We start from the raw sequence: 24,233 nt of genomic DNA on the forward strand, positions 1-24,233 counted from the left end.
GTCGTCCACACCCCCGCCCACGCCAGGTACCGCTGATCGCCAGCACCGATCAGCACCCCGTCCAGCACGAACACCACCCCGCACACCGGCTGGAACAACGCCACCGGCCACAGCACGGCCAGCAGCAGCCCGGCGACGTGCGGATCGGCGTCGAACAACACCGGCAGCACCGGCCGCGCGGCGATCACCAGCAGCCCGAGCACCGCCCCCGACCAGACGCCCCACTGCACCATCCGCTTGGTCGCGGCCCGGGTGGCGGCGACGTCCCCTGCCCCGAGTGAACGCCCGGTGATGGCCTGCCCGGCGATGGCGATGGCGTCCAGGGCGAAGGCGAGCAGTGTCCACACCTGGGTCGCGATGGCGTACGCGGCCAGCTCGGCCTCGCCCATCCGGGTGGCGATCACGGTGGCCACCACCAGCACGACCCGCAGGCACGCCGTACGGATGAGCAGCGCGAACCCGGCCGTGCCCGCCTGCCGGATCCCGCTCAGGTCGGGCGTGAGCGGCGTGCCGAGCCGCCGCGCGCCGCGTGCCACCACGACGAGGTAGACGGCCGCGCCGAGGGTCTGTGCCAGCACGGTTCCCCACGCGGACCCGGCGATTCCCCAGTCCAGCCCGAGCACGAACCACGCGTTCAGCACCGCGTTCAGCGCGAACGACCCCACGGCCACCGCCAGCGGCGTCACCGTGTCCTGCAGCCCGCGCAGCACCCCCGTCCCGGCCAGCACGACCAGCATCCCGGGCGTGCCGAGCAGGCTGATCCGCAGGTACGTCACCGCCTGCTCACTCTGTCCCGGGTTCGCGCCGAACAGCTCCACCACGGGCGGAGCCAGCGGCCAGAACACGGCGATGAGCGCGACGCCGATGCCGAGCGCGAGCCAGATGCCGTCCACACCGCTGCGCATGGCCCGGTCGTGGTTGCCGGCCCCGCTCTGCCGCGCCACGGAGGCCGTGGTGCCGTACGCGAGGAACACGCACAGGTTCACCAGTGTTGCCAGAACCGCCCCTGCGACGCCCAGGGCGCCCACCGCCGTGGTGCCGAGGCCGTGTCCAACGATGGCGTAGTCGGCCAGCAGGAAGAGCGGCTCGGCCACGAGCGCTCCGAACGCGGGCACGGCCAGGCGGAGGATCTCCCGGTCTCGGGCGGTAATAGGCATCGGTCCATTATGCCCATTACGCGGCGTGTCGCGGCAACTTTCTTTCCTCCACAGCCGGTGGACACTGTCTGACCAGGTCAGAGCGCATTCAGTGGATCTCCGCGAGAGTTATCCCCAGCCTCCGTCCACAGGCATTTCACACCCTGGGGGCCGTCGTCCACAGTTCGTCCACAGCTTGACCACAGAGTTGTCCACAGGCCACGTTGCCGTCGGCCCGAGACTCCGCGAAACTGTCACACCGGTCGGCTACAAGTGGGGGTGGTGCGACCGCCTGCAAGTGTGTTCTAGGGGGCGCCGTGACCATTGACGAAGAAGAGGCCGGTGCAGGCCCAGGATTCGAGCGCACGCCGCCCCACAACATCGAGGCGGAGCAGTCGGTGCTGGGCGGCATGCTGCTGTCCAAAGACGCCATCGCCGACGTCATCGAGATCATCCGGGCCGACGACTTCTACCGTCCGGCCCACCAGATGGTCTACGACGTCGTCACCGATCTCTACGGCCGGGGCGAGCCCGCCGACGCCGTCACCGTCTTCGACGAGCTGCAGAAGCGCGGCGAGATGGCCCGGGTGGGCGGCGCCGCCTATCTCCACACCCTGACGGCCGTCGTCCCCACCGCCGCCAACGCCGGCTACTACGCCAAGATCGTCCGTGAGCAGGCCGTCCTGCGCCGCCTCATCGAGGCCGGCACCCGCATCGTCTCCTACGGCTACGGCGGCCAGAACGAAGAGGTCGACGACCTGGTCGACCGCGCCCAGGCCGAGATCTACAAGGTCACCGAGCGGCGCACGTCCGAAGACTACGCGCCACTGGCCGACATCATGCCGGGAGCCCTCGACGAGCTTGAGGCCATCGGCAGCCGCGGCGGCCAGATGGTCGGCGTGCCGACCGGCTTCCAAGACCTCGACTCCCTCACCAACGGCCTCCACCCCGGCCAGATGATCGTCGTGGCAGCCCGGCCCGCCATCGGTAAAAGTACGCTAGGTCTGGATTTCGCCCGTTCTGCGGCGATCAAGCATGGGATGGCCACGGTCATCTTCTCGCTGGAGATGTCCCGCAACGAGATCACCATGCGTCTGCTGTCCGCCGAGGCGCGTGTCGCGCTCCATGCCATGCGCTCGGGCACGATGAGCGACGACGACTGGACACGCCTGGCCCGGCGGATGAGCGAGGTGGCGGAGGCGCCGCTGTTCATCGACGACTCGCCCAACATGTCGATGATGGAGATCAGGGCCAAGTGCCGGCGGCTCAAGCAGCGCAACGACCTGAGGTTCGTGGTGATCGACTACCTCCAGCTGATGAGCTCCCCGAAGAAGACCGAGAGCCGCCAGAACGAGGTCTCGGAGATCTCGCGTGCCATCAAGCTGCTGGCGAAGGAGCTCGAGGTGCCCGTCATCGCGATCTCCCAGCTCAACCGCGGCCCCGAGCAACGCACCGACAAACGCCCACAAGTCAGCGACCTCCGCGAATCGGGCAGCATCGAGCAGGACGCCGACATGGTCATCCTGCTCCACCGCGAAGACGCCTACGAGCGCGAGTCGCCCCGGGCCGGCGAGGCCGACCTGATCGTGGCCAAGCACCGTAACGGCCCCACCGCCACGGTGACGGTCGCGTTCCAGGGCCACTACAGCCGCTTCGTCGACATGGCCCAGCACTGACACGCTCCCCGGGTCCAGTACGCGAGGCCGGCGACCCGGCAACACTCGGCTCCTGGGTCGCGGCGCCCCCAACAGCCGCAGGAGAGGAATAGGCTCAGGCGGAAGTTCGGCGGCCACAGGAGTCAGGAGGGCATGTGAGCGACTCGTTCGTACACCTGCATGTTCATACCGAGTACAGCATGCTCGACGGGGCGGCCAAGATGAAACCGCTGGTCGCAGAGGCCGAGCGGCTCGGTATGCCGGCGATCGCGATGTCCGATCACGGCAACATGTTCGGGGCGTACGACTTCCAGTCGGTCGCCAAGAACAGCTCCGTCAAGCCGATCATCGGGATCGAGGCGTACGTGGCGCCCGGCTCCCGGTTCTTCAAGAAGCCTGTCTTCTGGGGTTCACGCGCGGAGACCGGCGTGGCCGACGTCGAAGGCGGCAAGGACGTCTCCGGCGGCGGCCGGTACACCCACATGACGATGTGGGCGAAGGACGCGACCGGGCTGAGGAACCTGTTCCGCCTGTCCTCACTGGCCAGCTTCGAGGGCTACTACGGCAAGCCCCGCATGGACCAGGAGCTGATCTCCCAGTACGCGGACGGGATCATCGCCACCACCGGCTGCCCTTCCGGTGTCGTGCAGACCCGGTTGCGGCTCGGCCAGTACGACGAGGCCGTCAAGGCCGCCGGCGAATACCAGGAGATCTTCGGCAAGGAGAACTACTTCCTGGAGTTGATGGACCACGGCATCGACATCGAGCGGGAAGTGCGCGCCGACCTGCTCAAGCTGGCCAAGCAGCTCAACATCCCGCTGCTGGTCACCAACGACTCCCACTACGTGACCGAGGACCAGGCCGACGCGCACGACAGCCTCCTGTGCGTCGGCGTCGGCAAGAACAAGGACGACCCGAATCGGTTCAAGTTCAACGGGTCCGGCTACTACCTCAAGACCTCGCAGGAGATGCGGGCGCTGTTCCCCGACATGCCGGAGGCGTGCGACAACACCCTGCTCGTCGCCGACATGATCGGCGACTACAGCGAGGTGTTCGCCGAAGTGAACCGGATGCCGGACTACCCCGACGTTCCCGAGGGCGAGACGCAGGAGTCATGGCTGCGCAAGGAGGTCGAACGCGGCCTGGTCATGCGGTACGGCGACCCGGTCCCCGCCGAGGTGACGGAGCGGTACGAGACCGAGATGAAGGTCATCGGCCCGATGGGGTTCTCCTCCTACTTCCTCGTGGTCGCCGACATCTGCCGGCACGCCCGGGAGAACGGCATCGCGGTCGGTCCCGGCCGAGGATCCGCCACCGGCTCCATCGTCGCCTACGCCACCCGCATCACCGAGCTTGACCCGCTGGAGCACGGTCTGCTGTTCGAGCGGTTCCTCAACCCCGAGCGCATCAACCCGCCGGACGTCGACCTCGACTTCGACGACCGCCAGCGCGACCGCATGGTGGCCTACGTCACCCAGAAGTACGGCAGCGCCATGACCGCCCAGGTCAACACGTTCGGCACGATCAAGGCCAAGGCCGCCGTCAAGGATGCCAGCAGGATCCTCGGTTATCCGTTCGCGGTAGGCGACAAGATCACCAAGGCGATGCCGCCGGACGTCATGGGCAAAGGCGTCCCCCTGGCGGAGCTGTTCAACGAGGACCACCCCCGCTACAACGAGGGCACCGAGATCCGCGCCCTGTACGAGTCCGACGTCGACGTGCGCAAGGTGATCGACACCGGCCGCGGCATCGAAGGACTCATCCGCGGCACCGGCGTGCACGCGGCCGCGGTCATCCTGTCGTCGGACCCGCTGCTCGACCTCATCCCGATGCACATGCGGGACAAGGACAAGGTGATCATCACCGGGTTCGACTATCCGTCGTGCGAAGCGATGGGCCTGGTGAAGATGGACTTCCTGGGCCTGCGAAACCTCGGCATCATCGACCACGCCATCAAGATCATCAAGCAGAACCGGGGCGTCACCCTCGACACCCTGGAACTGCCGCTCGATGACAACAAGACGTACGAGCTGCTCGCCCGCGGCGACACCCTCGGCGTGTTCCAGCTCGACGGCGGCCCCATGCGCCAGCTGCTGAAACTCATGGAGCCGACCCGGTTCGAGGACATCGCCGCCGTGCTCGCCCTCTACCGGCCGGGCCCGATGGCGGCCAACGCGCACACCAACTACGCGCACCGCAAGAACGGCCGCCAGGACATCGAACCCATCCACCCCGAGCTGAAGGACGCGCTGGAGCCGATCCTCGGCCCCACCTTCCACCTGCTCGTCTACCAAGAGCAGATCATGGCCGTCGCCCGGGAACTGGCCGGCTACTCGCTCGGCGGCGCCGACCTGCTCCGCCGCGCCATGGGCAAGAAGAAGCCCGAGATCCTGGCCAAGGAGTTCGCCAACTTCCAAGCCGGCATGCGCGGCAACGGCTACAGCGACGAGTCCATCCAGGCGCTGTGGGACGTCATGCTGCCGTTCTCCGGATACGCGTTCAACAAGTCGCACACCGCCGGGTACGGTCTCGTCGCGTACTGGACCGCCTACCTCAAGGCCAACTACCCCGCCGAGTACATGGCCGCCCTGCTCACCAGCGTGGGCGACGACAAGGACAAGGCGGCCGTCTATCTGGCCGAGTGCCGCAAGATGGGCATCCAGGTGCTGCCGCCCGACGTCAACGACAGCCAGCTCGACTTCGTCGCGGTCGGAGACGACAAGGTCAGGTTCGGCATGGGCGCGGTCCGCAACGTCGGTGAGAACGTCGTCGACGGCATCGTCAAGGCCCGCACGGAGAAGGGCGCCTACCGCGACTTCAACGACTACCTCGACAAGGTGCCGCTCGTCGTCTGCAACAAACGCGTGATCGAGTCGCTGATCAAGGCCGGGGCGTTCGACTCGCTCGACCACCAGCGCAAGGCCCTGCTGATGATCCACGAGCAGGCGGTCGATTCGGTCATCGACATCAAGAAGAACGAAGCCCACGGCCAAGACTCGCTGTTCGGGGGCATCGACGACGACGGAGCCGGCGAAGCGTTCTCCGTCCAGATCCCGGACATGGAGTGGGACAAGAAGACCAAGCTCGACTTCGAGCGGGAAATGCTCGGCCTGTACGTGTCCGACCACCCGCTGGCCGGCACCGAACGGCTGCTCGCCCGTAACCGGGACACCACCATCGTCGACCTGCTCGACAGCGGCCGGGAGGACCGCGGCGACGTCCGCGTGTGCGGCCTGATCACGAAGGTGGACAAGCGCGTCAACAAGGCCGGCAACCTGTGGGCCATCGCCACGGTGGAGGACATGGACGGTGCCGTGGAGTGCCTGTTCTTCCCGAGGTCGTACGAGCTGTACTCGCTGGAGCTCCGCGAGGACGCCGTGGTGTCGGTCGCCGGGCAGATCAACAACCGCGACGGAGCCATCTCGATCTTCGCGACCGAGCTGACACCGATCGACGTGTCGGGAGTCAGCAGCGACTCCGGGCATCCGGTGACCCTGCAGCTGCGTGAGGAACGCATCAATCAGCAGCTGGTGGAAGAACTGCGCAATGTGCTGAAGCAGCACGAAGGACCGGTGCCGGTGCTGGTGAACCTGCGCCGCGCGGCAGGGAAGACGGTCGTGTTGTCGCTGCCGGGATTCCGGGTCAATCCCGAACCGTCGTTCGCCGCCGACATCAAGCAGTTGTTCGGGCCGGAGGCGATCTCCCTTTGACCCAGCGGCGGATCGACATCGTCTCCAGCCAGGAGCCGCCGACGTGCCCCCGCTGCCGTCAGGAGGGGCTGCTGCTGGCGCGGGTGCCGTACGGCTGGACGAACGCCGGCGGCGCCGCGGTGGAAGGCAGGAACGAGGTCGTGCTGTGCGCCGCATGCGACACGAACGCCCCGCACGCGGCCCCGCTCATCGCGTGGTTCCACGTGCGGGGCACCGTCGAGCCCGACTACAGCGAAGAGTTCCTCCGCCTGCTGGCGGGGTGGGCCGAACAGGTTTCTGTTCCGCCGCTCGACCGGCAGCGGCTCGAGACCGAGATCGAGCAGTGGCGGCGCGGACGTACGGTAGCCCGCCGTACATGAGAAGGGGCTCCCCGGCGAGTGGACCCTGGATGTGACAGAACAGACAACCAACACGGGATGAGGGCTGATCGTTTCGGTGCTCTAGCGAGGGACTGAAGCGAAAGGGAAAGAACGCCATGACCATCCTCGTCGCCTACGACGGCTCGGCAGACTCGCGGGCCGCCATCGAGTTCGCGGCACAACACCTCGCGGCCGAGCCCGCGGTCGTCATCACGGTGTGGGAGCCGCTGCTCGTGCAACTCAAGAAGTATCCGCTGGCGGCCGGCTCGATCGACCCCGCCACCGAGGACGAGGCGCACGCCGAGGCCGAGCGGCACGCCAAGGAGGGGGCCGACCTGGCGCTCGCCTCGGGGCTCAGGGACGTCACCTATCGTGCGGTGGCCGACAACGAGTCGATCTGGAAGACGATCGTGGACGTGGCCGACGAGATCGACGCCTCGGTGATCGTGACCGGTTCGCGCGGCCTGGCCGGCGTCAGGTCGGTGCTGCTGGGCAGTGTCTCCAACCACGTGCTGCACCACGCGCACCGGCCGATGCTCATCGTGCCGCCGGCGAAGGCGTGACGCGGCAGTCCTGAGGCGGGCACAGCCGGGTGTCGATGCGCCGCGCACCCGGCCCCTCCTCGCCCAGCCGGTCGTGCGGGTTGGCGACCGGGCACAGGTCGAGCGACAGGCAGCCGCAGCCGATGCAGTCGGTGAGGTCGTCGCGCAGCCGCTGGAGCTGCTCGATGCGGTCGTCGAGCTCGCCACGCCAGGCCGCCGACAGCCGGGCCCAGTCGGCGCGGGTGGGGGTGCGCCCGTCGGGCAGCTCGGCCAGGGCGTCCTTGATGACCTTCAGCGGGATGCCGATGCGCTGGGCGAGCCTGATGAAGGCGACCCTGCGCAGGCTGTCACGGCTGTAGCGGCGCTGGTTGCCGGCCGTGCGCCGGCTGCTGATCAGACCCTTGGACTCGTAGAAGTGCAGGGCGGAGACGGCCACGCCGCTGCGTTCGGCGAGCTGGCCGACCGTGAGTTCCTTGGTGTTCCACGCGACCTTCGACATACCTGAACATTACTTAAGAGTTCGCTCGACGAGCGTCTCCAGGACGACGATCGTCTGCGTCCCGGTCACGCCGTCCACCTCGAAGACCCGGCGCAGGAGGTCCTGCAGCTCGCCGGTGCCCGACGTGCGGACCTTCAGCAGCAGTGACGCCGGCCCCGCGATGACGTGGGCCTCCTCGACCTCCGGGATCGCCGCCAGCGCGGCTCTGCTGCCGCCCATCCACGCGCCGCCGTCGACCAGCACGTACGCCGTCACCGTACGCCCGAGCGCCGCCTGGTCCACCTCGACCGTGGTGCGCCGGATCACCCCGCGTTCGCGCAGTTTCCGTACCCGCTCGTGCGCCGCCCCGCCGGACAGCCCCACGGCCTCTCCCAGCGCCGCGTACGACCGGGTCGCGTCCTCTTGCAGCAGGCCGATCAGCATCCTGTCGATATCGTCCACAACCGAATGATATCTGGCAGTTTTACCAAGACACCGAACAGCGTATGGTTTGCCGTATGGAAACGATCGCCACCGAGTTCGAGGTGCTGGACGAGCGGTTCGCCGGAGTCGGCGGAGACGACCGGATGGAGGTGCTGCACAGAGGCGCCCGCTGGGCGGAGGGGCCGGTCTACTTCCCCGCCGGCCGGTTCCTGGTCTGGAGCGACATCCCCAGCGACCGGCTGCTGCGCTGGGACGAGATGACCGGTGCGGTGGGCCCGTTCCGCAGCCCGGCCGGTTACACCAACGGCAACACGCTCGACCGCGAGGGCCGCCTCGTCTCCTGCGAGCACGGTGGCCGCCGCGTCACCCGCACCGAGCACGACGGCTCGATCACCGTGATCGCCGACCGCTGGCAGGGCAGGCGGTTCAACAGCCCCAACGACGTGGTGGTCCGCTCCGACGGCTCGATCTGGTTCACCGACCCGCCGTACGGCATCCTCAGCGACTACGAGGGGCACGCCGCCGACCAGGAGATCGACGGCTGCCACGTCTACCGGGCCGACCCGGTGACGGGCGAGGTGCGCATGGTGGCCGGCGACTTCGACCGGCCCAACGGCCTGGCCTTCTCGCTGGACGAGCGGCGCCTCTACATCGCCGACACCCCCGGCAAGCATGTGCGGGTGTTCGACGTGGCCGACGACGGCACCCTGTCGGGAGGCAAGGTCTTCGCCGAGGCCGAGGACGGCTTCGACGGCCTGCGCCTCGACAACACCGGCCGCGTCTGGGCCTCGGCCGGCAAATCCGTGCTCTGCTTCGACCCCGACGGCACCGTGATCGGCCGGCTCCGGTTCCCGGAGCCCACGTCCAACCTGGTTTTCGGCGGCCTCAAGCGCAACCGGATGTTCATCACGGCGTGCACCTCGCTCTACTCCCTGATGACCAACGTCACCGGCGCCCGCCCGATCTGGGCACGTCGCTGAGAATCAGACACACGGAGACTGACCAGCGAAAACGTTCGGCGGGTCGTCAGCGGTTCCAGCCTGTCCCACCCTAGTCTGATCATGCACGCCAAGGCAGCCGTGTAATCGAAAGTCACGAGGGCTTCCTCGCGGTGCAGGCGGTCATCCCCTCTGGCCGAATTTCTTTCATTCGGTGATATTCGGTAGGAGGACACTTGTCCGCGCCGTATGCAGACTTCATACCGCTACTCGTGCTGGCCGTCGTCGCGGCGGCCTTCCTCGCTCGCCGGTCCCGCAACCGGTCCTGGCCTCTCAAGGTGCTGCTGGTCACCGGTGCGGCGCTGTGGATGGCCCTGGCCGGAGGGTCGATGTGGCTGATGAGCCACGCGATCGCCGAGAGGCTGCCCAGCGCTCAGGTACCCACACGACACCCCTGCGCCGGGCAGGAGCCCAGGAGATTCGACGTCTCCCTGATCAACGTGCCGCTGTTCGTCAACCGCTTCGGTGACGTGGTGCCCGAAGGACGCATGTACGTCCTCGACAAGAACATCGCGGAGGTGCGCGCCACCTATGCGCAGGCCGCCGACCCGCGACAGGGATCGCTGAACGACCTGATCGAGCCGCTCACCCTGCGCGCCAACCAGGGCGACTGCATCAAGGTGCGCTTCACCAACCGGCTCAACGAACCGGCGCCGCCACTGAACAGGGAGATCCGCGACAACGCGATCTTCACGCTGCCGGGTGAGATCCTGCGGCCCCCCGGTACGGTGACCCGCAGACCGCGGGAGTTCGCGCCCGCCCTGAGCGTTCCGGAGATCGACTTCGACCCCGCGAAGGCCCCGAACGCCTCCATGCACTTCGACGGCCTCGACTACGACGTCAAGCGCTCGGACGGCACCGTGGTGGGCAACAACCCGGACTCCACCGCCCGGCCCGGCGAGACCATCACCTACAGTCTGCACGCCAACACGCAGGGGCAGTTCCAGTTCAAGGACGGGGCGGACTTCACCTCCCAGCAGACCCGGCCGATCGACCGCAACGGCGACGTGCGCTTCATCGGCTCGCACGCGTTCGGCGCGTTCGGCGCGTTCGTCATCGAGGAGCCCGGGGCAAGATGGGTGGACTCCCACACCGGCGAGCCGCTGGAGTCCGGGACGCGGGCCGTCATCAAGCGGCCGAACGGCGTGGACTTCCGTGAGCACGTGCTGTTCATGCACGACGAGGTGGAGGCAGAGCCGGGCATCCTCACCCGGCTCTGCCGCGCCAACGACGATGTGGCACCGTCCAGCTCGGAGTGTGTGCGACCCACGAGAGCGCAGCTCAGGCTGCTGACCAGAGGAACGCTGCCCGGTCTCGGCGGCGGCGACGCCGACGCCCTGGTGCAGGGCGAGATCCCGACCAAGCTCGAGTGGTTCGCCTTCAACTACCGCTCCGAGCCCGCGCACAACCGCGAGGAGGTGGGCTGCCCGGCAGCCAGGCGCGCCGCTCAGGGGTTCGACGCTGAGCGCTGCATCGGTGAGGAGACGTCACTTTCCTCGTGGGCGTACGGCGACCCGGGAGGCGGCGACCTGGTGTTCGAGAACTACCGGGCCGAGCCGACCCAGATCCGGCTGCTGCATCCCGGCGAGTTCGAGACCCACACCTTCCACTGGCACGTCAACCGCTGGCTGTTCGACCCGGAGGACGAGGGCGGTATCGACGAGATCAGCCGGCCCGACCACCTCACGAGGAGGACCAACATCCTCGACGTGCAGGCGGTCTCCCCGGGAAGCCACTACGGCCTGGTGGCCCAGGGTGGCGCGGGGGCGGAGCGTGAGGGCAAGCCGGCGACCTTCGGCGACGTCATCTTCCACTGCCACCTCTATCCGCACTTCTTCGACGGCATGTGGGGTCTCAACCGCACGCTGGACAAGCTGTCGGACGGAACACGGAAGAACCCTGACGGCACACCCGTGCCGCCACTGTTCCCGCTGCCGGACTTCGACTACCAGCTCGATGTCCCCGGGGTTCAGCCACCTCCGGCGCCCACGCCGGAAACCCCGGGCTTCCCGAACTTCGTCCCGGGGGTGTTCGGCTTCAAGGCGCCGAAGCCGCCGCTCGGGGTCGCCGATCGGTCGCCGGGCGGAGTCTTCCCGCCGACCCCTCTGGAGAGGGCGGCGGCCGACCCAGGCGGGCAGCTGCCGGGGGCCTTCTTCCAGGATCCGTGTCCCCCGGGACGTCCCGTCAAGACGTTCAAGGTCGCGGTCATCCAGATCGAGCAGCAGTACAACCCGGAGTTGGAATGGACCAACCCGCAGGCACGTGTCTATGTGCTGCAGTCCGACAAACAGGCGGTGCTGAACGGCAAGAAACCGGAGCCCTTCGCGCCCATCCTCAACGTCGGCGACTGCGTGGTCTACAAGATGACCAACGAGTTGCCGCGAAGATTCGGCGGTACGGTCTTCGACCGCCTGCAGATCACCAATGAAGTCAGCATTCATCAGCACATGGTGCATTTCGACGTGCTGTCGTCCGACGGAGCCGCCAACGGCTGGAACTACGACGAGGGCGCCGACACAGGTCAGACGATCATCTACCGCAATTACGTGCACGAGAACGTGAAGACGAACTCGTTCCACGACCACTTCTTCCCGAACATCCATCAGAAGAACGGGCTTTTCGGCGGCGCGACCATCCACCCGGCCGGGTGCGTGCCCGCACTGCCGCACTCCAGAACGAGGCCGGCCATCGGCACCGTCTTCGACGTGCACTGCGAGCCGACGGTCGACGTCAACAACCGGCCCACGGACGGCGTCGACTACCGCAACTTCTCCCTCTTCATCGAGGACCACGTGCCGTTGTTCCAGCCGAACGACCCGAGGACGCGTGACGACGACAGGTTCGAGACCCCGTTCGGGGTGCCGATCTTCCCGGCCAAGTTCCCGTCGAGCGTCGATGACCAGGGCGGCATGGGGGTCAACTACCGGTTGGAGCCGTTCGAGGCCCGCAGGGACAGGGATCCGGCGACCTTGTTCGACTCGGCGGTCCACGGGGAGCCGTTCACCCCGCTGTTGAAGGCGTTCCAGGGCGATCCGGTGAAGTTCCGGCTCTTCCAGCTCTCGCAAGAGGAGTCGCACGGATTCAACCTCGACCAGTTTCGGTGGAGGTTCGAGCCTGAGGATCCCGCGTCGAACGTCGTCGGAGCACAGCACATCGGCATGCTCGAATACTTCGACGTGGTTCCCCCAGCGGACGAACCACCGCCGCCGACACGGGACATGCGGGTGCTCGACTACCAGTACAACTACGCCGGCGCGGATGACTGGTTCCTCGGGGACTGGGGACTGTTCCGCATCTTCTCCTGCTCCAATCCGAGCTCCGGGAGGGCGCCGATCCGCGAGCTGCCGGACTTCCCGCGGGACACCTGCACGGGTGAGGACGGCGAGCGCGACGACCGGCTGACCGAGTTGGTGTCGGCTCGGCACCAAGCCCGGCCGACACATTGCCGGACCGGCCAGAACCGGACCTTCGACATCATCGCCATGAACAAGGACATCACCTACAACAAGTCCGGCGATCATGACCCGAACGGCCTGATGTACGCGCTGGCGTCCGACGAGCAGGCGCTGCGTGACGGCACGAAGCAACCCGAGCCACTGGTGATCAGAGCGAACGCGGGCGACTGCGTGACGGTCAACTTCACCAACAAACTCGATCCGCGGAAGATGAAACCGCACTGCCACGAGGCGCTGGAACCGGGGCAGCTCGGCTTCAAGGAGAACGAGGTGCGCTTCCCGCAGTGCCTCCAGCGACCGCCCCAGGACGAGGAGAACGTGCCCGGCTTCAAGCCCTTCCCGGTGAGCGCCAAGGCGTCGATCAGCCCGCAACTCGTCCAGGCGCTGCCACCCAAGGCGGTGGCACCCGGGCGCAGCATCCGGTACCACTGGACGCTGCCCAGGGACACGATCGGGATGGCGCTGCTGCGGGATCACGCCGACGTACAGAACCATCTGCACCACGGCCTGTACGGGGCGCTGATCATCGAGGAGCCCGGCTCCGCGTATCTGGACCCGAAGACCGGCCGGCCGCTGAGCAGCGGCACCAGCGCGGTGGTCACCCACCCGGCGAAGCCGGACTTCCGGGAGAACATCGTCCTGATGAACAGCGACCTGGCGCTGTTCCGCAAGGACACGAACAACAACCCGATGGACGACAAGCCGGTGCCGGACAACTTCGACCTGGTGCTCGAGCCGAGCCGGGAGGCCGACGACCCGGAGGACCAGGGGGAGTTCTCCATCAACTACACGAACGAACCCTGGTCCCACCGGTTCGCCGTGGACCAGAACATCACCAACATCTTCAGCTCCATCGTGCACGGTGACCCGGCCACGCCGGTGTTCCAGGCGTACGCCGGCGACAGGACGGTCTTCCGGGTCGGACAGGCCGTGGGCGACCCGCGCTCCACGAGCTTCGCCCTGCACGCGCACACCTGGCGCCGGTCGCCCGCCGACCCGCAGTCCCAGATCGCGGCCACCCAGGGGCAGTTCAACCCGGGCAGTGTCTACAACATCGTTCCGGGAGTGGTCTACGACATCGTCGCCGACCCGGCGAGCACCGGCGGGGCCGGCGGGTACCGCCACGTGCCGGGCGACTATCTCTACCGCTCCAGCACGCTGCCCCGTCACCTCAACGGTGGACAGTGGGGGCTGTTCCGGGTGCACGCCACGCTCCGGCCTGACCTGATCCCGCTGCCCGACCGCCGGACGCGGGAAGGAGACCGGGAGCGGGTCGAGCAGCGGCCGCCGTACGAGCGGGACGATGGCCATGAGCCCACCGAGTCGGAGCTGCCGTACGCGTGGTTCGGCGCGGCGGGGCAGAGTAACGGGCGGCGGTCGCGATGAGGCTGATGAGCAAGCTCAGGCCAGAGCACGACCGGCAGCCCGGTGCGCCGGCGCCGGCCCGCCGACCGGCCCCGGCCGGACGACGCCGGCCGCGCGCATCCGCGGGGCTGACGCCGTTCCGCCACGGCCTGCTGCTCGGCGGCTGCGTCGGGATGACGTTCGCCCTGGCCATCGGGGTGGTCGGCTTCCTCGTCACCCGGCCGACGGCGCCGGTCGCCGGCCCGGCGGCCGGTGCGCAGCCGGCGGCTCTGGGAGCGGCCGCGGCCCGGTCGGCGGCGGCGATCGATGTGACCGCCACCCACCTCGGTGACCTCCAGGTACGGATCGAGGCCCAGGTGAGTGCGCCGCGCACCTACGACCCGATCACCAGGGCGCAGGTCGTCGCCTGGACGGACATGGTCGCCATGCCGATGGCCCACCGGGAGGGGCCCATCGTCATGACCGAGGTGCCCGGGCGACCCGGCACCTACCAGGCGCTCACGAAGGTGGCGATGGTCGGGGAGTACAACATCACCGTCGAGACGCGCCAGCCGATGGCGTCCAAGGCCGACAGGCGGCTGGAAGTGCAGGAGGTGAGTAAGGGGGCTGAGGCCCGCACGCGCTGATGGCGCCGTGGCCGGCCACGGCGCCCTTCTGCTCCGGTCCGTTCCGGGCGCGAGGGCCGCGCCCGGAACGGCTGGGCGCGGGGTGTCAGCGCAGGGTGACGGCGGTGACGCGCCAGGGGTCGCCGCGCTGGTCGCGCTGCAGGGCGACGAACGCGGTCATGGTGAGCGGCCGGCCACGCCAGCCGTCGGCGCCGATCGGGGTGACGGCGAGCTGCCACTGGCGGTAGGCGTGGGTCGCGGTGTCGGGTGGCCGCGTGTCACGGCCTGCGGTCAGGGTCGGCCGCGTGCGCGCGCGGTGGGCGGCCCACGTGGTCCAGGCGGCATCCGTGCCGACCCGCGGTCCGGTCCGCAGGTCCGCCAGGTAGGCCGGGGTCAGCCAGCCGGCGGCGCGCAGGACGGCATCGCGCTGATCGCGGTCGGTGGTGGTGTCGATGCTCCACATGGTGGTCAGGACGGCGGTGCTGACGGCGTCGGCGTCGCGCTGGTCGATCGTGCCGGGATCCGGGGCGGCCGGATCCGGGGCGGCGGTGGTGGCCGCGTGGCCGGGCGCCGCCGAGGGCTGCCGGGCCGGCGTCTCCCGTACGAGGGCGGACTCGGTGGCGACGCATCCGGCGAGCGTGAGTGTCACGGCGGCGACGACGGCCGTGACGGTGGGCGGTACGGCACTTCGGGGCTGCGGGCTCATGCGTACCTCCGGATGGTCCAGGCGGCTGAGGCGAAGGCGCTCAAGGGGGCGATGCGGACGACGTCGCCGGGGCGGGGCGCATGGATCACCTGGCCACGGCCCATGTAGATGACGATGTGGCTGATGCCGCGGCCGTCGCGGTGGTCGATGCCGATGACGTCGCCGGGCAACAACTGGGCGCGGGGGACCGGGGTGCCGTACTCGGTCGCCTGGGCTGCGGCCAGGTGGGGGAGCTGGACGCGACCGCCGGAGGCGGCCCAGACGGCATGGAGGACGAGGCCGCTGCAGTCGAAGCCGACGATGCCGCTGCCCCCGCCGATGCCGGGGGTGGGACCGCCTGGGCCGCCGCCGCCCCAGGAGTAGGGGGTGCCCAGCCAGCGCTGGGCGGTGGCCACCACGGCGGCGCCGAAGCGGGTGGCGCCGATCACCGTGATCGACGTGTCGGTGTAGTGCGCGACGCGGGCGAGGACGCGGCGGACGTACTCCTGGGTCTCCGGATAGTGCGGGATGCCCTTGTGGCGCAGAACCGCGGCGGGGCCGGCGTTGTAGGCGGCGAGCATGTTGGAGGTCACGTCCCCGGGCAGCCGCGCGAGGGTGCGGGCGAGGGCGCAGTCGTACCGCGCCATGGCCATGATCGCATCCTCGGGGTCGTCGGGGCTGGTGACGCCGTCCCCGTCGGCGTCCCGGCCGTAGCCGGTCCAGGTGGCGGGCATGAACTGCGCCATGCCCTGCGCGCCCACGCTGGATCGGGCCGTGGGCCGCCAGCCGCTCTCGGCCTCCACCTGGGCGGCGATGAGCGGTGGGCTGACCTGCGGGCACAGCCGGCCGGCCCGGCTGATCCACGCTTGGTAGGCGGCGGGGACGGTGCCGGGACGCAGCGAGGCCGCCGGGCCCGGCCCCTGCGGACCACCGCTCAGAAGGATCACCAAGCCGATCAGGAGAGCCAGGAATGCGGCCGTCGCCACGATGGCCAGTTTTCCACCCTTATTCATGACGAACGCGCCCCGATGCCTCTTCTCGCCACAATTTCAATTTCATCAACGCGGACTGCCGGCCATTGTGGATGTCGCATCGAAAAAGGTGTCGCTAATGGCCGACCGTGATCCCGCGCAGTAAGGTTTTACCTGGTCAACGGCCCATGTGGCCGGTTATTCGGATGGTCGGCCGCTGCGGGCGCCCCAGTTTTGGGAGAAATAGGGCGGGGCTTGGTCACTTCTCTACAAGCATGGACCCTGGGACACGGTCATGGGGCCGGCGAATTGCACCAGATCATCGCATCTGATCACACCGGAGGACCTTCATGACGTATGTGCTGTCCGATCTGCTCCTGCTCACCGGCGTCCCGGACCCGGGCGTGGGAACGCCGCCTCCCGGATCGGAGAAACTCCTGACGGCGCTGGGCTGGGCGGCGTGGATCGTGACCGGGGTGTGCGTGGCCGGGGTGATGGGCGTGGCCGCCCGGATGGCCCTGGTCCACCACCGCGGCGAGGGCGGCCGGCACGCGGCGGGGTTGGCGTGGGTGATGGCCGCCTGCGTGCTCCTCGGCTCGGCCTCCGGCCTGGTGGGCGCCCTGCTGTCATGACCTCGACCAGCCGAAGATCCGCCGAGTCGCCCGATCTCTCCACCCCGGCGTCTCCGCACGGTCGTGGGGTCTCGCGCGGCGCGGCGTTCTGGGCGGCGGCCGTTTTCGTGGCCCTGCTGGCGGTGCCGACCGTGATCGTGCTCGTACTGCCCGACCGAGACTCCACCGCGGACCGGCCGTTGCCGCCCGCTCCGTCCGGCTCGACCGCGTCGGCGTCGGCGGCGGCGTCGGCGGCCGCCCCGCCGCCCATGCCCTCCACGTCGTCCACCACGGGGCCGGGCCGGTGCCCGGCCACCTCCGGGGCGGCCTCCCGGACGTTGCCGACGCAGCCACCCGACGACGTCGTGTGGACGGTGTTCCACGGGGTCGCCGAACCTGCCTCACGCGAGCACGGCCCGCACCGCAAGGAGGGCGACGTGAACCGCTGCCACACCCGTACGCCGACCGGCGCGCTGATCGCCGCCTGGCAGATCGCCACGAGATTCGTCCTGGCCGATGACTGGCGGCGCGTCGTCAGGCTTCAGGTGATGCCCGGCCCCGGCCGGGACGCCTACGTCGCTCAGCGAAGCCGGGTGCGCACCGACACCGGCCGGACCGCCGGCGGCTACGGACAGCTGGCCGCCTTCGCGATCGCCTCCTACACCCCTGACGTCGCCACCGTCCAACTGGTCTCCCGCTTCGCGGCCACGGGACATCTGCAGGTCAACACCGTCACCGTGGTGTGGAGCGGCGACGACTGGCGATTGCGGTTGCAGCCCGACGGGTCGATCAGCCCGAGCCTGCAGGCGGTGACCTCGCTGGCGGGGTTCGTGCCCTGGGGAGGGGTGTGATCGCGATGCGGTCCGTGCCGGCACTCGCCCCGGACCCGGGCCTGTGCGACCTGCCCGGGGCCGACGCGGTCTGCGCGGGGATCGGCGGCGCCGGCGAGGGCGGCGCCGGCGGCGGCGTGATCGACGAGCTCGCCGCGGCGCTGCAGGAGGCCCAGGTCAAGGTCCTGAGCATGATGGCCGATTTCTCCGCGAGCACCGCCCCGGGGCCGCCCCTGTCCGACAGCGTCGGTCCGGTGGCTTGGCTGCAGGAGCGTACGCACTGGTACGTCGCCCTGCTGGCGGTGCTGGGGCTGATCATCGCCGCGGGCCGGCTCGCCCTGCGGCGGCGGGCCGAGCCCGCCATGCGGGCCATGGCGGGCCTGCTGACCCTGACGGTGGTCACCGGCTGCGGGACGGCGGTGATGTCGCTGCTGGTCGAGGCCGGGGACGCCTATTCCGGTTGGATCATCGGCCAGGCGCTGTCCGGCGCCGATTTCTCCGCCGCGATCACTCGGCTGGCGAGTTTCCAGAGCCTGACACTGCCCCCAGGTCTGATGATCATCTTGGCCTTCGTCTCGATCATCTCCTGCGTCCTGCAGATCATGCTGATGCTGGCGCGCGTCGTCGTGCTCGGGCTGCTGGCCGGGATGTTGCCGATGGCGGCCGCCTTGAGCGGCACCCGGGCAGGGCGCGTCTGGCTGACCCGCATCGCCGTCTGGGCGCTCGCCTTTGCCCTGTACAAGCCCGCCGCCGCGACGGTCTACGGCTATGCCTTCCTGGCGATGGGGACTCCGGCCTCCGAGCTGGCGCAGATGTCCGGGATGTTGATGATCATCCTGGCGGTCGTGGCGCTGCCGGCGCTGATGCGGCTGCTGTCCCCGGCGATCAGCGCGGTCGGCTCCGGCGGCGGCGGTTCCGGCGCCGCCATGACCGTCTGGGGCGTCGCCACCGGAGCCCGGGTCCTGCCCGCGCTCGGCAGGAACCACTCCGCCACCTCCGGCGTGGACGCGGACAGGGGCGGCCGCCCCGCCGGGCCGTGCGGCGCGCGCGCCACCGGACCCGCGACGGACCCCCTGGGCAACGCCCCGGACGCCGCCACGACCACGAAGAGCACCCAGCCACCCGCACGAGAAGGAGGACCGGATGGCGACCACTGACTCCGAGCGCACCTACGGCAACTGGCGTCGCCCCGCCAGCCCGGGGATCGGCGAGCTGGGGTTGATGGGCACCCTGCTGCTCCTCGGTGGCCTGGTCGCCTGCCTGATCACCATGATGGTCTCGCTGCGGGCCGCGTTGGTCCTCGCGGCGGCCATCGCCTTCGTCCTGGCGCCGATGTTGCTGGTGCGCGATCGGCATGGCCGTACCGGCCTGCAGATCGCGGTCGCCCGCCTGTCCTGGCTGCGTGGTCGCGGCCGCGGCCGGCACCTGTACCGGTCCGGGCCGCTCGGCTTCACCCACGCCGGCGCCTTCCAGCTGCCCGGCCTGGCCGCCTGCTCGCACGTCGTGGACGCCACCGACTCCCGCGGCCGCGACTTCGGCCTGATCGTCGTGCCGACGACCGGTCATTACACGGCGGTGTTCGAGGCATCCGTGGACGGGGCCGCGCTGGTCGACGGCGACCAGGTCGACACCTGGGTGGCGCACTGGGGCCAGTGGCTGGCGGGCCTCGCCTACGAGCCGTCCCTCGTGGCGGCCACCGTCACCATCGAGACCGCGCCCGACCTCGGCACCCGGCTCCAGCGCGAGGTCGCCGACAACCTCTCACCCGACGCCCCGGCACTGGCGGCGGCCGTCCTGAACGACGTCGTACGGACCTACCCCGCCGGATCCGCGCAGGTCTCCACCCGGATAGCCGTCACCTATGCCGCGAACCCGCGCGGCGGCCGGCTCCGCACCGCCGACGCCATGACCCGCGAGATCGCCACCCGCCTGCCCGGCCTGACCGCCGGGCTCAGCATGGCAGGCGCGGGCGCCGTCCGGCCCATGACCAGCGCCGAGATCGCCGAGGCCATCCGTATCGCCTACGACCCCGCGAGCCACCGACTGCTGGACGCGGCCCGCTCCGGCGGCGAGCCGCTCGCCCAGCCCTGGGACCAGATCGGCCCGGCCGCCGCCCAGGAGGCCTGGGACCACTACCGGCACGACTCCGGGGCCTCCGTCACCTGGGGGATGAGCGAAGCCCCCCGGGGAGAGGTCCTCTCGCCGGTGCTCACCGATCTGCTCGCACCGCACCGCGACATCACCCGCAAGCGGGTCTCCCTGCTGTACCGGCCCTACGACCCGGGCAGCGCCGCCCGCCTGGTCGAGCGCGACCGCAAGGACGCCCGCTTCCGCCTCGGCGGTGCCAACGCCGCCGCCCGCGACACCGTGGCGGTGGCCGCCGCCGACCAGAGCGCCCGCGAGGAGGCCAAGGGGGCGGGCGTGGTGCGCTTCGCCATGCTCGTCACCGCCACCGTCGCGCGGCCGGAGGACCTGCCCGCGGCCGTCGCCGCGATCGACACACTCGCCCCATCGGCGCGGGTCCGGCTGCGCCGCATGTACGGCGCCCAAGCCGCCTGTTTCGCCGCCGCGCTGCCCCTCGGCCTGGTCCTGCCCGACCACCTTCGGATCCCCACCTTCGTCCGGGAGGCGATGTGACCTCCGCTGAGACCCCAGTCTGGAGAGGACGATCATGCCAGGTACGAAGCACACCTCCCCGCCTCCCGGCCGACGGCCCGGCGCGCGCGGGTACGGCGGGCGCGGCGGCGGCCGCGTACCGTACGTGGAGGCGCCGCCGGAATGGCGCGGCACCACCGTCCAGGTGTGCGGGTTGTGGCCGTTCGGGGTCGGGTCCAGCACACCGGCGATCGGCGTGCCGCTCGGGCGTGAGCTGACCGGCGGCGCGACCCTGTGCTGTGACCCGATCTCGTGGTTCGCCCGCGCCGGGCTGATCCACAACCCCTCCGAGCTCGTCCTCGGCAAGCCAGGCTTGGGCAAGTCGACCCTGGTCCGCCGCCAGGTCGTCGGCCTCGCCGGCTACGGCGTGATCCCCCTGGTGCTCGGCGATCTCAAGCCGGACTACACCGATCTCATCGCCGCCATGGGCGGGCAGATCATCAAGCTCGGCCGCGGACTCGGCGCGCTCAACGTGCTGGACCCCGGCGAGATCGGCGCCGCCGCCGCACGGCTGTCCGGCCTGGACCGCGAACGGCTGCTGGCCGACGCGCACGGCCGGCGTCTCAACGCCGTGGCCGCCCTGATCACCATCGTGCGCGGCCGGCCCGTGGCCGACACCGAACGCACCATCCTGTCGGCGGCGTTGCGGGTGCTGGACGAGCGCCACCAGGGCGTGCCGATCCTGCCCGACCTGATCCACGTCATCGACGTCGGCCCCGACCCGGTACGGGCGGTCACCCTGGCCCGCGGCAGCGACGAGCGCTATCGGCAGGTCGTCGACCCCCTGCACGCCTCCCTGCTCGGACTGCTGGACGGGCCGCTCGGCGACGCCTTCGCCCGTGCCACCACCACCCCGATCCGGCTGGACACCCCGGCCGGGATCTGCATCGACATCTCCGGGATCGACGAAGCCGATCAGGAGCTGCAGGCGGCGGTGCTGCTGGCCTGCTGGTCGGAGGGGTTCGGCGCGATCGAGGCCGCGAACGCCCTGGCCGATGCCCAGCTGGCGCCACAACGACGCTTCTGGGTGGTGCTGGACGAATTGTGGCGCGTACTGCGGGCCGGCCGCGGCCTGGTCGACCGGGTCGACGCGCTCACCCGCCTGAACCGGCAACGAGGCGTCGGCCAGGCGATGATCACGCACACCATGAGCGACCTGCTGGCCCTCACGGAGGAGGCCGACCGGCTCAAGGCCCGGGGCTTCGCCGAACGCGCCGGCATGATCATCTGCGGCGGGCTGCCCGAGGCCGAGATGGCCTCGCTCACCCAGGTCGTGCGGATGTCCGCGCACGAGCAACGCATGATCGTGGACTGGTCCACCCCACCCAGCTGGGACAGTGCCCGAGATCGCGACGGCGAGCCCCCGGGCCGCGGGAAGTTCCTGGTCAAGGTCGGCGGCAGGCCCGGCATCCCGGTCCACATCGACCTCACTCCGGCCGAGCTGGCGGTCAACGACACCAACAAACGCTGGGCCCTCTCGACCCTCCGCTAGGTGTGAACGTCACAGAAGATGTGGTGCTAGGTACAGTGACCTGGAATGTCCGGTTGCCGCACACTGGAGAGCATGCTTCGGAGGTTCGGTCAGCTCGCGGTCCTGCTCGCGCTCGCCGGCGTGCAGGTGCCGGTGGCGGCCCTGGCGGCCGTCATGCTGCTGGTGTCGTTCGCGCTGGGCATGGTCTTCCTGTTCCCGCCACAGGTGAGGATGGTCAGACGGCTCGCCCAGCTGCACCGGCGGCTCGTCGGGCGCTGGACGGGTATGGCCATCGAGCCTCCCTACCTGCCCGCGCCGCCGCCTCCTGTGCCGCAGGCCGACGGGATGTACCGCTCCGACCGTACGCTCTACAAGACGCCCCGCGTGCCGGCCTGGAGCGAGCGGTGGAGATGGATGCTCACCGACCCGGCGACCTGGCGCGACGAGGCCTGGCTGGTGCTGGACCCGCTGGTGAAGGTCGCGCTGGTGCCGTTGTTCCTGGTGATGCCCGAACGCGGCATGCGCGTCTACGCGCTCTGGGCCGACCTGCTGCTCGGCGCGACCGCGGCCAGCCGGCTGGCCGGCCAGGTGACCCACCTGAGGCGCACGCGCACCCTCGCCGCCGACTCCCAGGCCGCCGAGATGCGCCGCATCGAACGCGACCTGCACGACGGCACCCAGGCCAGGCTCGTGGCGATCGGCATGACCCTGGGCGCCGTCGAGCAGCTCGTCGACACCGACCCGAACGCCGCCAAGGCGCTGCTGGCCAAGGCCCGTGACGCCTCCTCCGAGACCCTCACCGAGCTGCGCCGGGTCATCCGCGGCATCCACCCGCCGGTGCTGGCCGAGCGCGGCCTGTCCGACGCCGTACGCGCTCTCGCCATCGACAGCCCGCTGCAGGTCACGGTGGACGTCGACATGCCGCACCGGCCCGACCCGCCTGTGGAGGCCGCGGTCTACTTCGCCGTCAGCGAGTTGTTGTCCAACGCCGCCCGCCACGGGGACGCCCGTACCGCCACCGTGGACGTCAGCGCCAACGGCGGCGCCCTGCGCGTCACCGTCACCGACGACGGCTTGGGCGGCGCCGATCCGTCGAAGGGCAGCGGCCTGGCCGGCATCGAGCGTCGGCTCGCCGCGTTCGACGGCGTGCTCGCCCTGCACAGCCCTCCAGGAGGCCCCACCACGGTGACCATGGAGCTGCCGCGGGTGCTGCCCGAATACTGGGCCGGCGAGCCCGACCTGCCGCGCTGGAAGTCGGCACTGGTCATCGCGTTATGGGCGACGGCCTGGTGCCCGACCTTTCCGCAGGGCCTCGTGGCCGGTGTAATCAAAGTCGCCGGGTACGACGGCGACCCGAGCTGGTTCCTCGCCCTGCGCCTGCCCGAGCCCCTGCAGTGGCCGACGATTCTGGGAATGACCGCGCTCGGTGTCATCATGCATGTCATGGCCGTCCGCATTCCCGCCAGTCACAACCGCGACCACTGGGTCGGACGACTGTTCCCCGGGCCGATCTGCTGATGAACCGCGTACTCGTCGCCGAAGACCTCTACCTGCTCCGCGACGGCCTGGTGCATCTGCTCCAGGCCCACGGGTTCGCGGTCGTGGGGGCCGTGGAGAGCGGCCCCGAGCTGCTGAAGGGCCTGCTGGAGCTGCGCCCCGACGTCTCCATCGTCGACGTACGCCTGCCGCCCACGTTCACCGACGAGGGCCTGCAGGCCGCGCTGGCGGCCAGGAAGCAGGTGCCCGGCCTGCCCGTCCTCGTGCTGTCCCAGCACGTCGAGCAGCTCTACGCCCGTGAGCTGCTGGCCGACGGCTCGGGCGGGATCGGCTATCTGCTCAAGGACCGCGTCTTCAACGCCGACCAGTTCGTCGACGCCGTACGCCGCGTGGCCGCGGGCGGCACCGCCATGGACCCGGAGGTGATCGCCAAGCTCCTGGCCAGCAACGCCCGCAACGAACCGCTGGCCGCGCTCACGCCCCGCGAGCGCGACGTCCTGGAGGCCATGGCCGAGGGCCGCTCCAACGCCGCCATCTCCCAGCGCCTCTTCCTGAGCGAGAGCGCCGTCGCCAAGCACACGGCCTCCATCTTCGCCAAACTCGGCCTGGCTCCTTCGGAAGACGACAACCGCCGCGTCCTCGCCGTCCTCGCCTACCTCAACAACCGCTGATCGCCGGCAGGCGCCCGCCCATCTCCTCCGGACGGCGGGGAGTTGTCGGTGGCACCGGCTATTTTCATAGAGCACGGCGCGCGACGAAGAGGTGG

The 24,233-nt window shown here is 69.9% G+C and carries 19 protein-coding genes; 14 read left to right on the forward strand and 5 right to left on the reverse strand.

What is annotated here, in order from left to right:
• Positions 1-1,157, reverse strand: a 1,157-nt coding sequence (locus tag E1286_RS01735) for an MATE family efflux transporter (RefSeq protein ID WP_132608471.1), incomplete at its 3' end; no start/stop codon positions are given.
• Positions 1,158-1,459: 302 nt separating this feature from the next.
• On the opposite strand from E1286_RS01735, the gene dnaB reads away from it, so the two are divergent.
• The 4 genes from dnaB (at position 1,460) to E1286_RS01755 (ending at position 7,423) form a co-directional block, all read left to right on the forward strand.
• Complete coding sequence (gene dnaB, locus E1286_RS01740; RefSeq protein WP_397057938.1) at positions 1,460-2,812, forward strand: replicative DNA helicase; 1,353 nt, start codon at positions 1,460-1,462, stop codon at positions 2,810-2,812.
• 134 nt (positions 2,813-2,946) lie between these two features.
• Positions 2,947-6,501, forward strand: a complete 3,555-nt coding sequence (gene dnaE, locus E1286_RS01745; protein ID WP_132608475.1) for a DNA polymerase III subunit alpha — start codon at positions 2,947-2,949, stop codon at positions 6,499-6,501.
• The gene (locus E1286_RS01750) at positions 6,498-6,860 is read left to right on the forward strand and encodes a DUF6300 family protein (protein ID WP_132608477.1); all 363 of its coding nucleotides are present in this window, start codon (positions 6,498-6,500) and stop codon (positions 6,858-6,860) included. The genes dnaE and E1286_RS01750 overlap by 4 nt, the downstream gene beginning before the upstream one ends.
• A gap of 116 nt (positions 6,861-6,976) precedes the next feature.
• Positions 6,977-7,423, forward strand: coding sequence for a universal stress protein (locus tag E1286_RS01755; RefSeq protein ID WP_132608479.1), 447 nt, complete (start codon positions 6,977-6,979; stop codon positions 7,421-7,423).
• Here E1286_RS01755 and soxR read toward each other — a convergent pair.
• Both soxR and E1286_RS01765 read right to left on the reverse strand, forming a co-directional pair.
• Positions 7,398-7,901 carry a redox-sensitive transcriptional activator SoxR gene (soxR, locus tag E1286_RS01760; protein WP_132608481.1) on the reverse strand — a complete coding sequence of 168 codons (504 nt, stop codon included), beginning with the start codon at positions 7,899-7,901 and terminating at the stop codon, positions 7,398-7,400. The genes E1286_RS01755 and soxR overlap by 26 nt on opposite strands.
• A gap of 9 nt (positions 7,902-7,910) precedes the next feature.
• Positions 7,911-8,342, reverse strand: coding sequence for an Lrp/AsnC family transcriptional regulator (locus E1286_RS01765; RefSeq protein ID WP_223189438.1), 432 nt, complete (start codon positions 8,340-8,342; stop codon positions 7,911-7,913).
• 56 nt (positions 8,343-8,398) lie between these two features.
• On the opposite strand from E1286_RS01765, the gene E1286_RS01770 reads away from it, so the two are divergent.
• From E1286_RS01770 to E1286_RS01780, 3 genes are all read left to right on the forward strand, one after another.
• A complete protein-coding gene (locus E1286_RS01770; protein WP_132608483.1) occupies positions 8,399-9,304 on the forward strand; it encodes an SMP-30/gluconolactonase/LRE family protein in 906 nt (301 codons plus the stop codon).
• A 194-nt stretch (positions 9,305-9,498) separates the two neighbouring features.
• Positions 9,499-14,163 (forward strand): cupredoxin domain-containing protein, encoded by a 4,665-nt coding sequence (locus E1286_RS01775; protein WP_132608485.1) that lies wholly within the window; start codon positions 9,499-9,501, stop codon positions 14,161-14,163.
• 5 nt (positions 14,164-14,168) lie between these two features.
• Complete coding sequence (locus tag E1286_RS01780; protein ID WP_132608487.1) at positions 14,169-14,768, forward strand: hypothetical protein; 600 nt, start codon at positions 14,169-14,171, stop codon at positions 14,766-14,768.
• A gap of 85 nt (positions 14,769-14,853) precedes the next feature.
• Here E1286_RS01780 and E1286_RS01785 read toward each other — a convergent pair whose 3' ends face one another.
• Positions 14,854-15,453 carry a hypothetical protein gene (locus E1286_RS01785; protein WP_132608489.1) on the reverse strand — a complete coding sequence of 200 codons (600 nt, stop codon included), beginning with the start codon at positions 15,451-15,453 and terminating at the stop codon, positions 14,854-14,856.
• Complete coding sequence (locus E1286_RS01790) at positions 15,450-16,418, reverse strand: C40 family peptidase (RefSeq protein WP_165969523.1); 969 nt, start codon at positions 16,416-16,418, stop codon at positions 15,450-15,452. The genes E1286_RS01785 and E1286_RS01790 overlap by 4 nt, the downstream gene beginning before the upstream one ends.
• Positions 16,419-16,753: 335 nt before the next feature.
• On the opposite strand from E1286_RS01790, the gene E1286_RS01795 reads away from it, so the two are divergent.
• From E1286_RS01795 to E1286_RS01825, 7 genes are all read left to right on the forward strand, one after another.
• Complete coding sequence (locus E1286_RS01795; RefSeq protein WP_132608493.1) at positions 16,754-17,035, forward strand: hypothetical protein; 282 nt, start codon at positions 16,754-16,756, stop codon at positions 17,033-17,035.
• Positions 17,032-17,865, forward strand: coding sequence for a DUF8175 domain-containg protein (locus tag E1286_RS01800; RefSeq protein ID WP_132608495.1), 834 nt, complete (start codon positions 17,032-17,034; stop codon positions 17,863-17,865). Before E1286_RS01795 ends, E1286_RS01800 begins: the two co-directional genes overlap by 4 nt.
• Positions 17,862-19,001 (forward strand): hypothetical protein, encoded by a 1,140-nt coding sequence (locus E1286_RS01805; protein WP_132608497.1) that lies wholly within the window; start codon positions 17,862-17,864, stop codon positions 18,999-19,001. Before E1286_RS01800 ends, E1286_RS01805 begins: the two co-directional genes overlap by 4 nt.
• A complete protein-coding gene (locus E1286_RS01810) occupies positions 18,988-20,481 on the forward strand; it encodes an SCO6880 family protein (protein ID WP_132608499.1) in 1,494 nt (497 codons plus the stop codon). Before E1286_RS01805 ends, E1286_RS01810 begins: the two co-directional genes overlap by 14 nt.
• A gap of 34 nt (positions 20,482-20,515) precedes the next feature.
• A complete protein-coding gene (locus tag E1286_RS01815; protein WP_132608501.1) occupies positions 20,516-21,991 on the forward strand; it encodes an ATP/GTP-binding protein in 1,476 nt (491 codons plus the stop codon).
• Positions 21,992-22,063: 72 nt separating this feature from the next.
• On the forward strand, positions 22,064-23,488 hold the full coding sequence (locus tag E1286_RS01820; protein WP_132608503.1) for a sensor histidine kinase: 1,425 nt from the start codon (positions 22,064-22,066) through the stop codon (positions 23,486-23,488).
• On the forward strand, positions 23,488-24,138 hold the full coding sequence (locus E1286_RS01825; protein ID WP_132608505.1) for a response regulator transcription factor: 651 nt from the start codon (positions 23,488-23,490) through the stop codon (positions 24,136-24,138). The genes E1286_RS01820 and E1286_RS01825 overlap by 1 nt, the downstream gene beginning before the upstream one ends.
• Positions 24,139-24,233 lie beyond the last annotated feature (95 nt).

Origin of the sequence: Nonomuraea terrae (assembly GCF_004348995.1) — a bacterium.
Lineage (GTDB): Bacteria > Actinomycetota > Actinomycetes > Streptosporangiales > Streptosporangiaceae > Nonomuraea > Nonomuraea terrae.

Bases quoted from the DNA above. Each gene is read 5' to 3' on its own strand.
- E1286_RS01755 (WP_132608479.1), top strand. From the start codon at position 6,977: ATGACCATCCTCGTCGCCTACGACGGCTCGGCAGACTCGCGGGCCGCC.
- E1286_RS01780 (WP_132608487.1), top strand. From the start codon at position 14,169: ATGAGCAAGCTCAGGCCAGAGCACGACCGGCAGCCCGGTGCGCCGGCG.
- E1286_RS01770 (WP_132608483.1), top strand. From the start codon at position 8,399: ATGGAAACGATCGCCACCGAGTTCGAGGTGCTGGACGAGCGGTTCGCC.
- E1286_RS01800 (WP_132608495.1), top strand. From the start codon at position 17,032: ATGACCTCGACCAGCCGAAGATCCGCCGAGTCGCCCGATCTCTCCACC.
- E1286_RS01785 (WP_132608489.1), bottom strand. From the start codon at position 15,453: ATGAGCCCGCAGCCCCGAAGTGCCGTACCGCCCACCGTCACGGCCGTC.
- E1286_RS01795 (WP_132608493.1), top strand. From the start codon at position 16,754: ATGACGTATGTGCTGTCCGATCTGCTCCTGCTCACCGGCGTCCCGGAC.
- E1286_RS01820 (WP_132608503.1), top strand. From the start codon at position 22,064: ATGCTTCGGAGGTTCGGTCAGCTCGCGGTCCTGCTCGCGCTCGCCGGC.
- E1286_RS01815 (WP_132608501.1), top strand. From the start codon at position 20,516: ATGCCAGGTACGAAGCACACCTCCCCGCCTCCCGGCCGACGGCCCGGC.
- soxR (WP_132608481.1), bottom strand. From the start codon at position 7,901: ATGTCGAAGGTCGCGTGGAACACCAAGGAACTCACGGTCGGCCAGCTC.
- E1286_RS01810 (WP_132608499.1), top strand. From the start codon at position 18,988: ATGGCGACCACTGACTCCGAGCGCACCTACGGCAACTGGCGTCGCCCC.
- E1286_RS01825 (WP_132608505.1), top strand. From the start codon at position 23,488: ATGAACCGCGTACTCGTCGCCGAAGACCTCTACCTGCTCCGCGACGGC.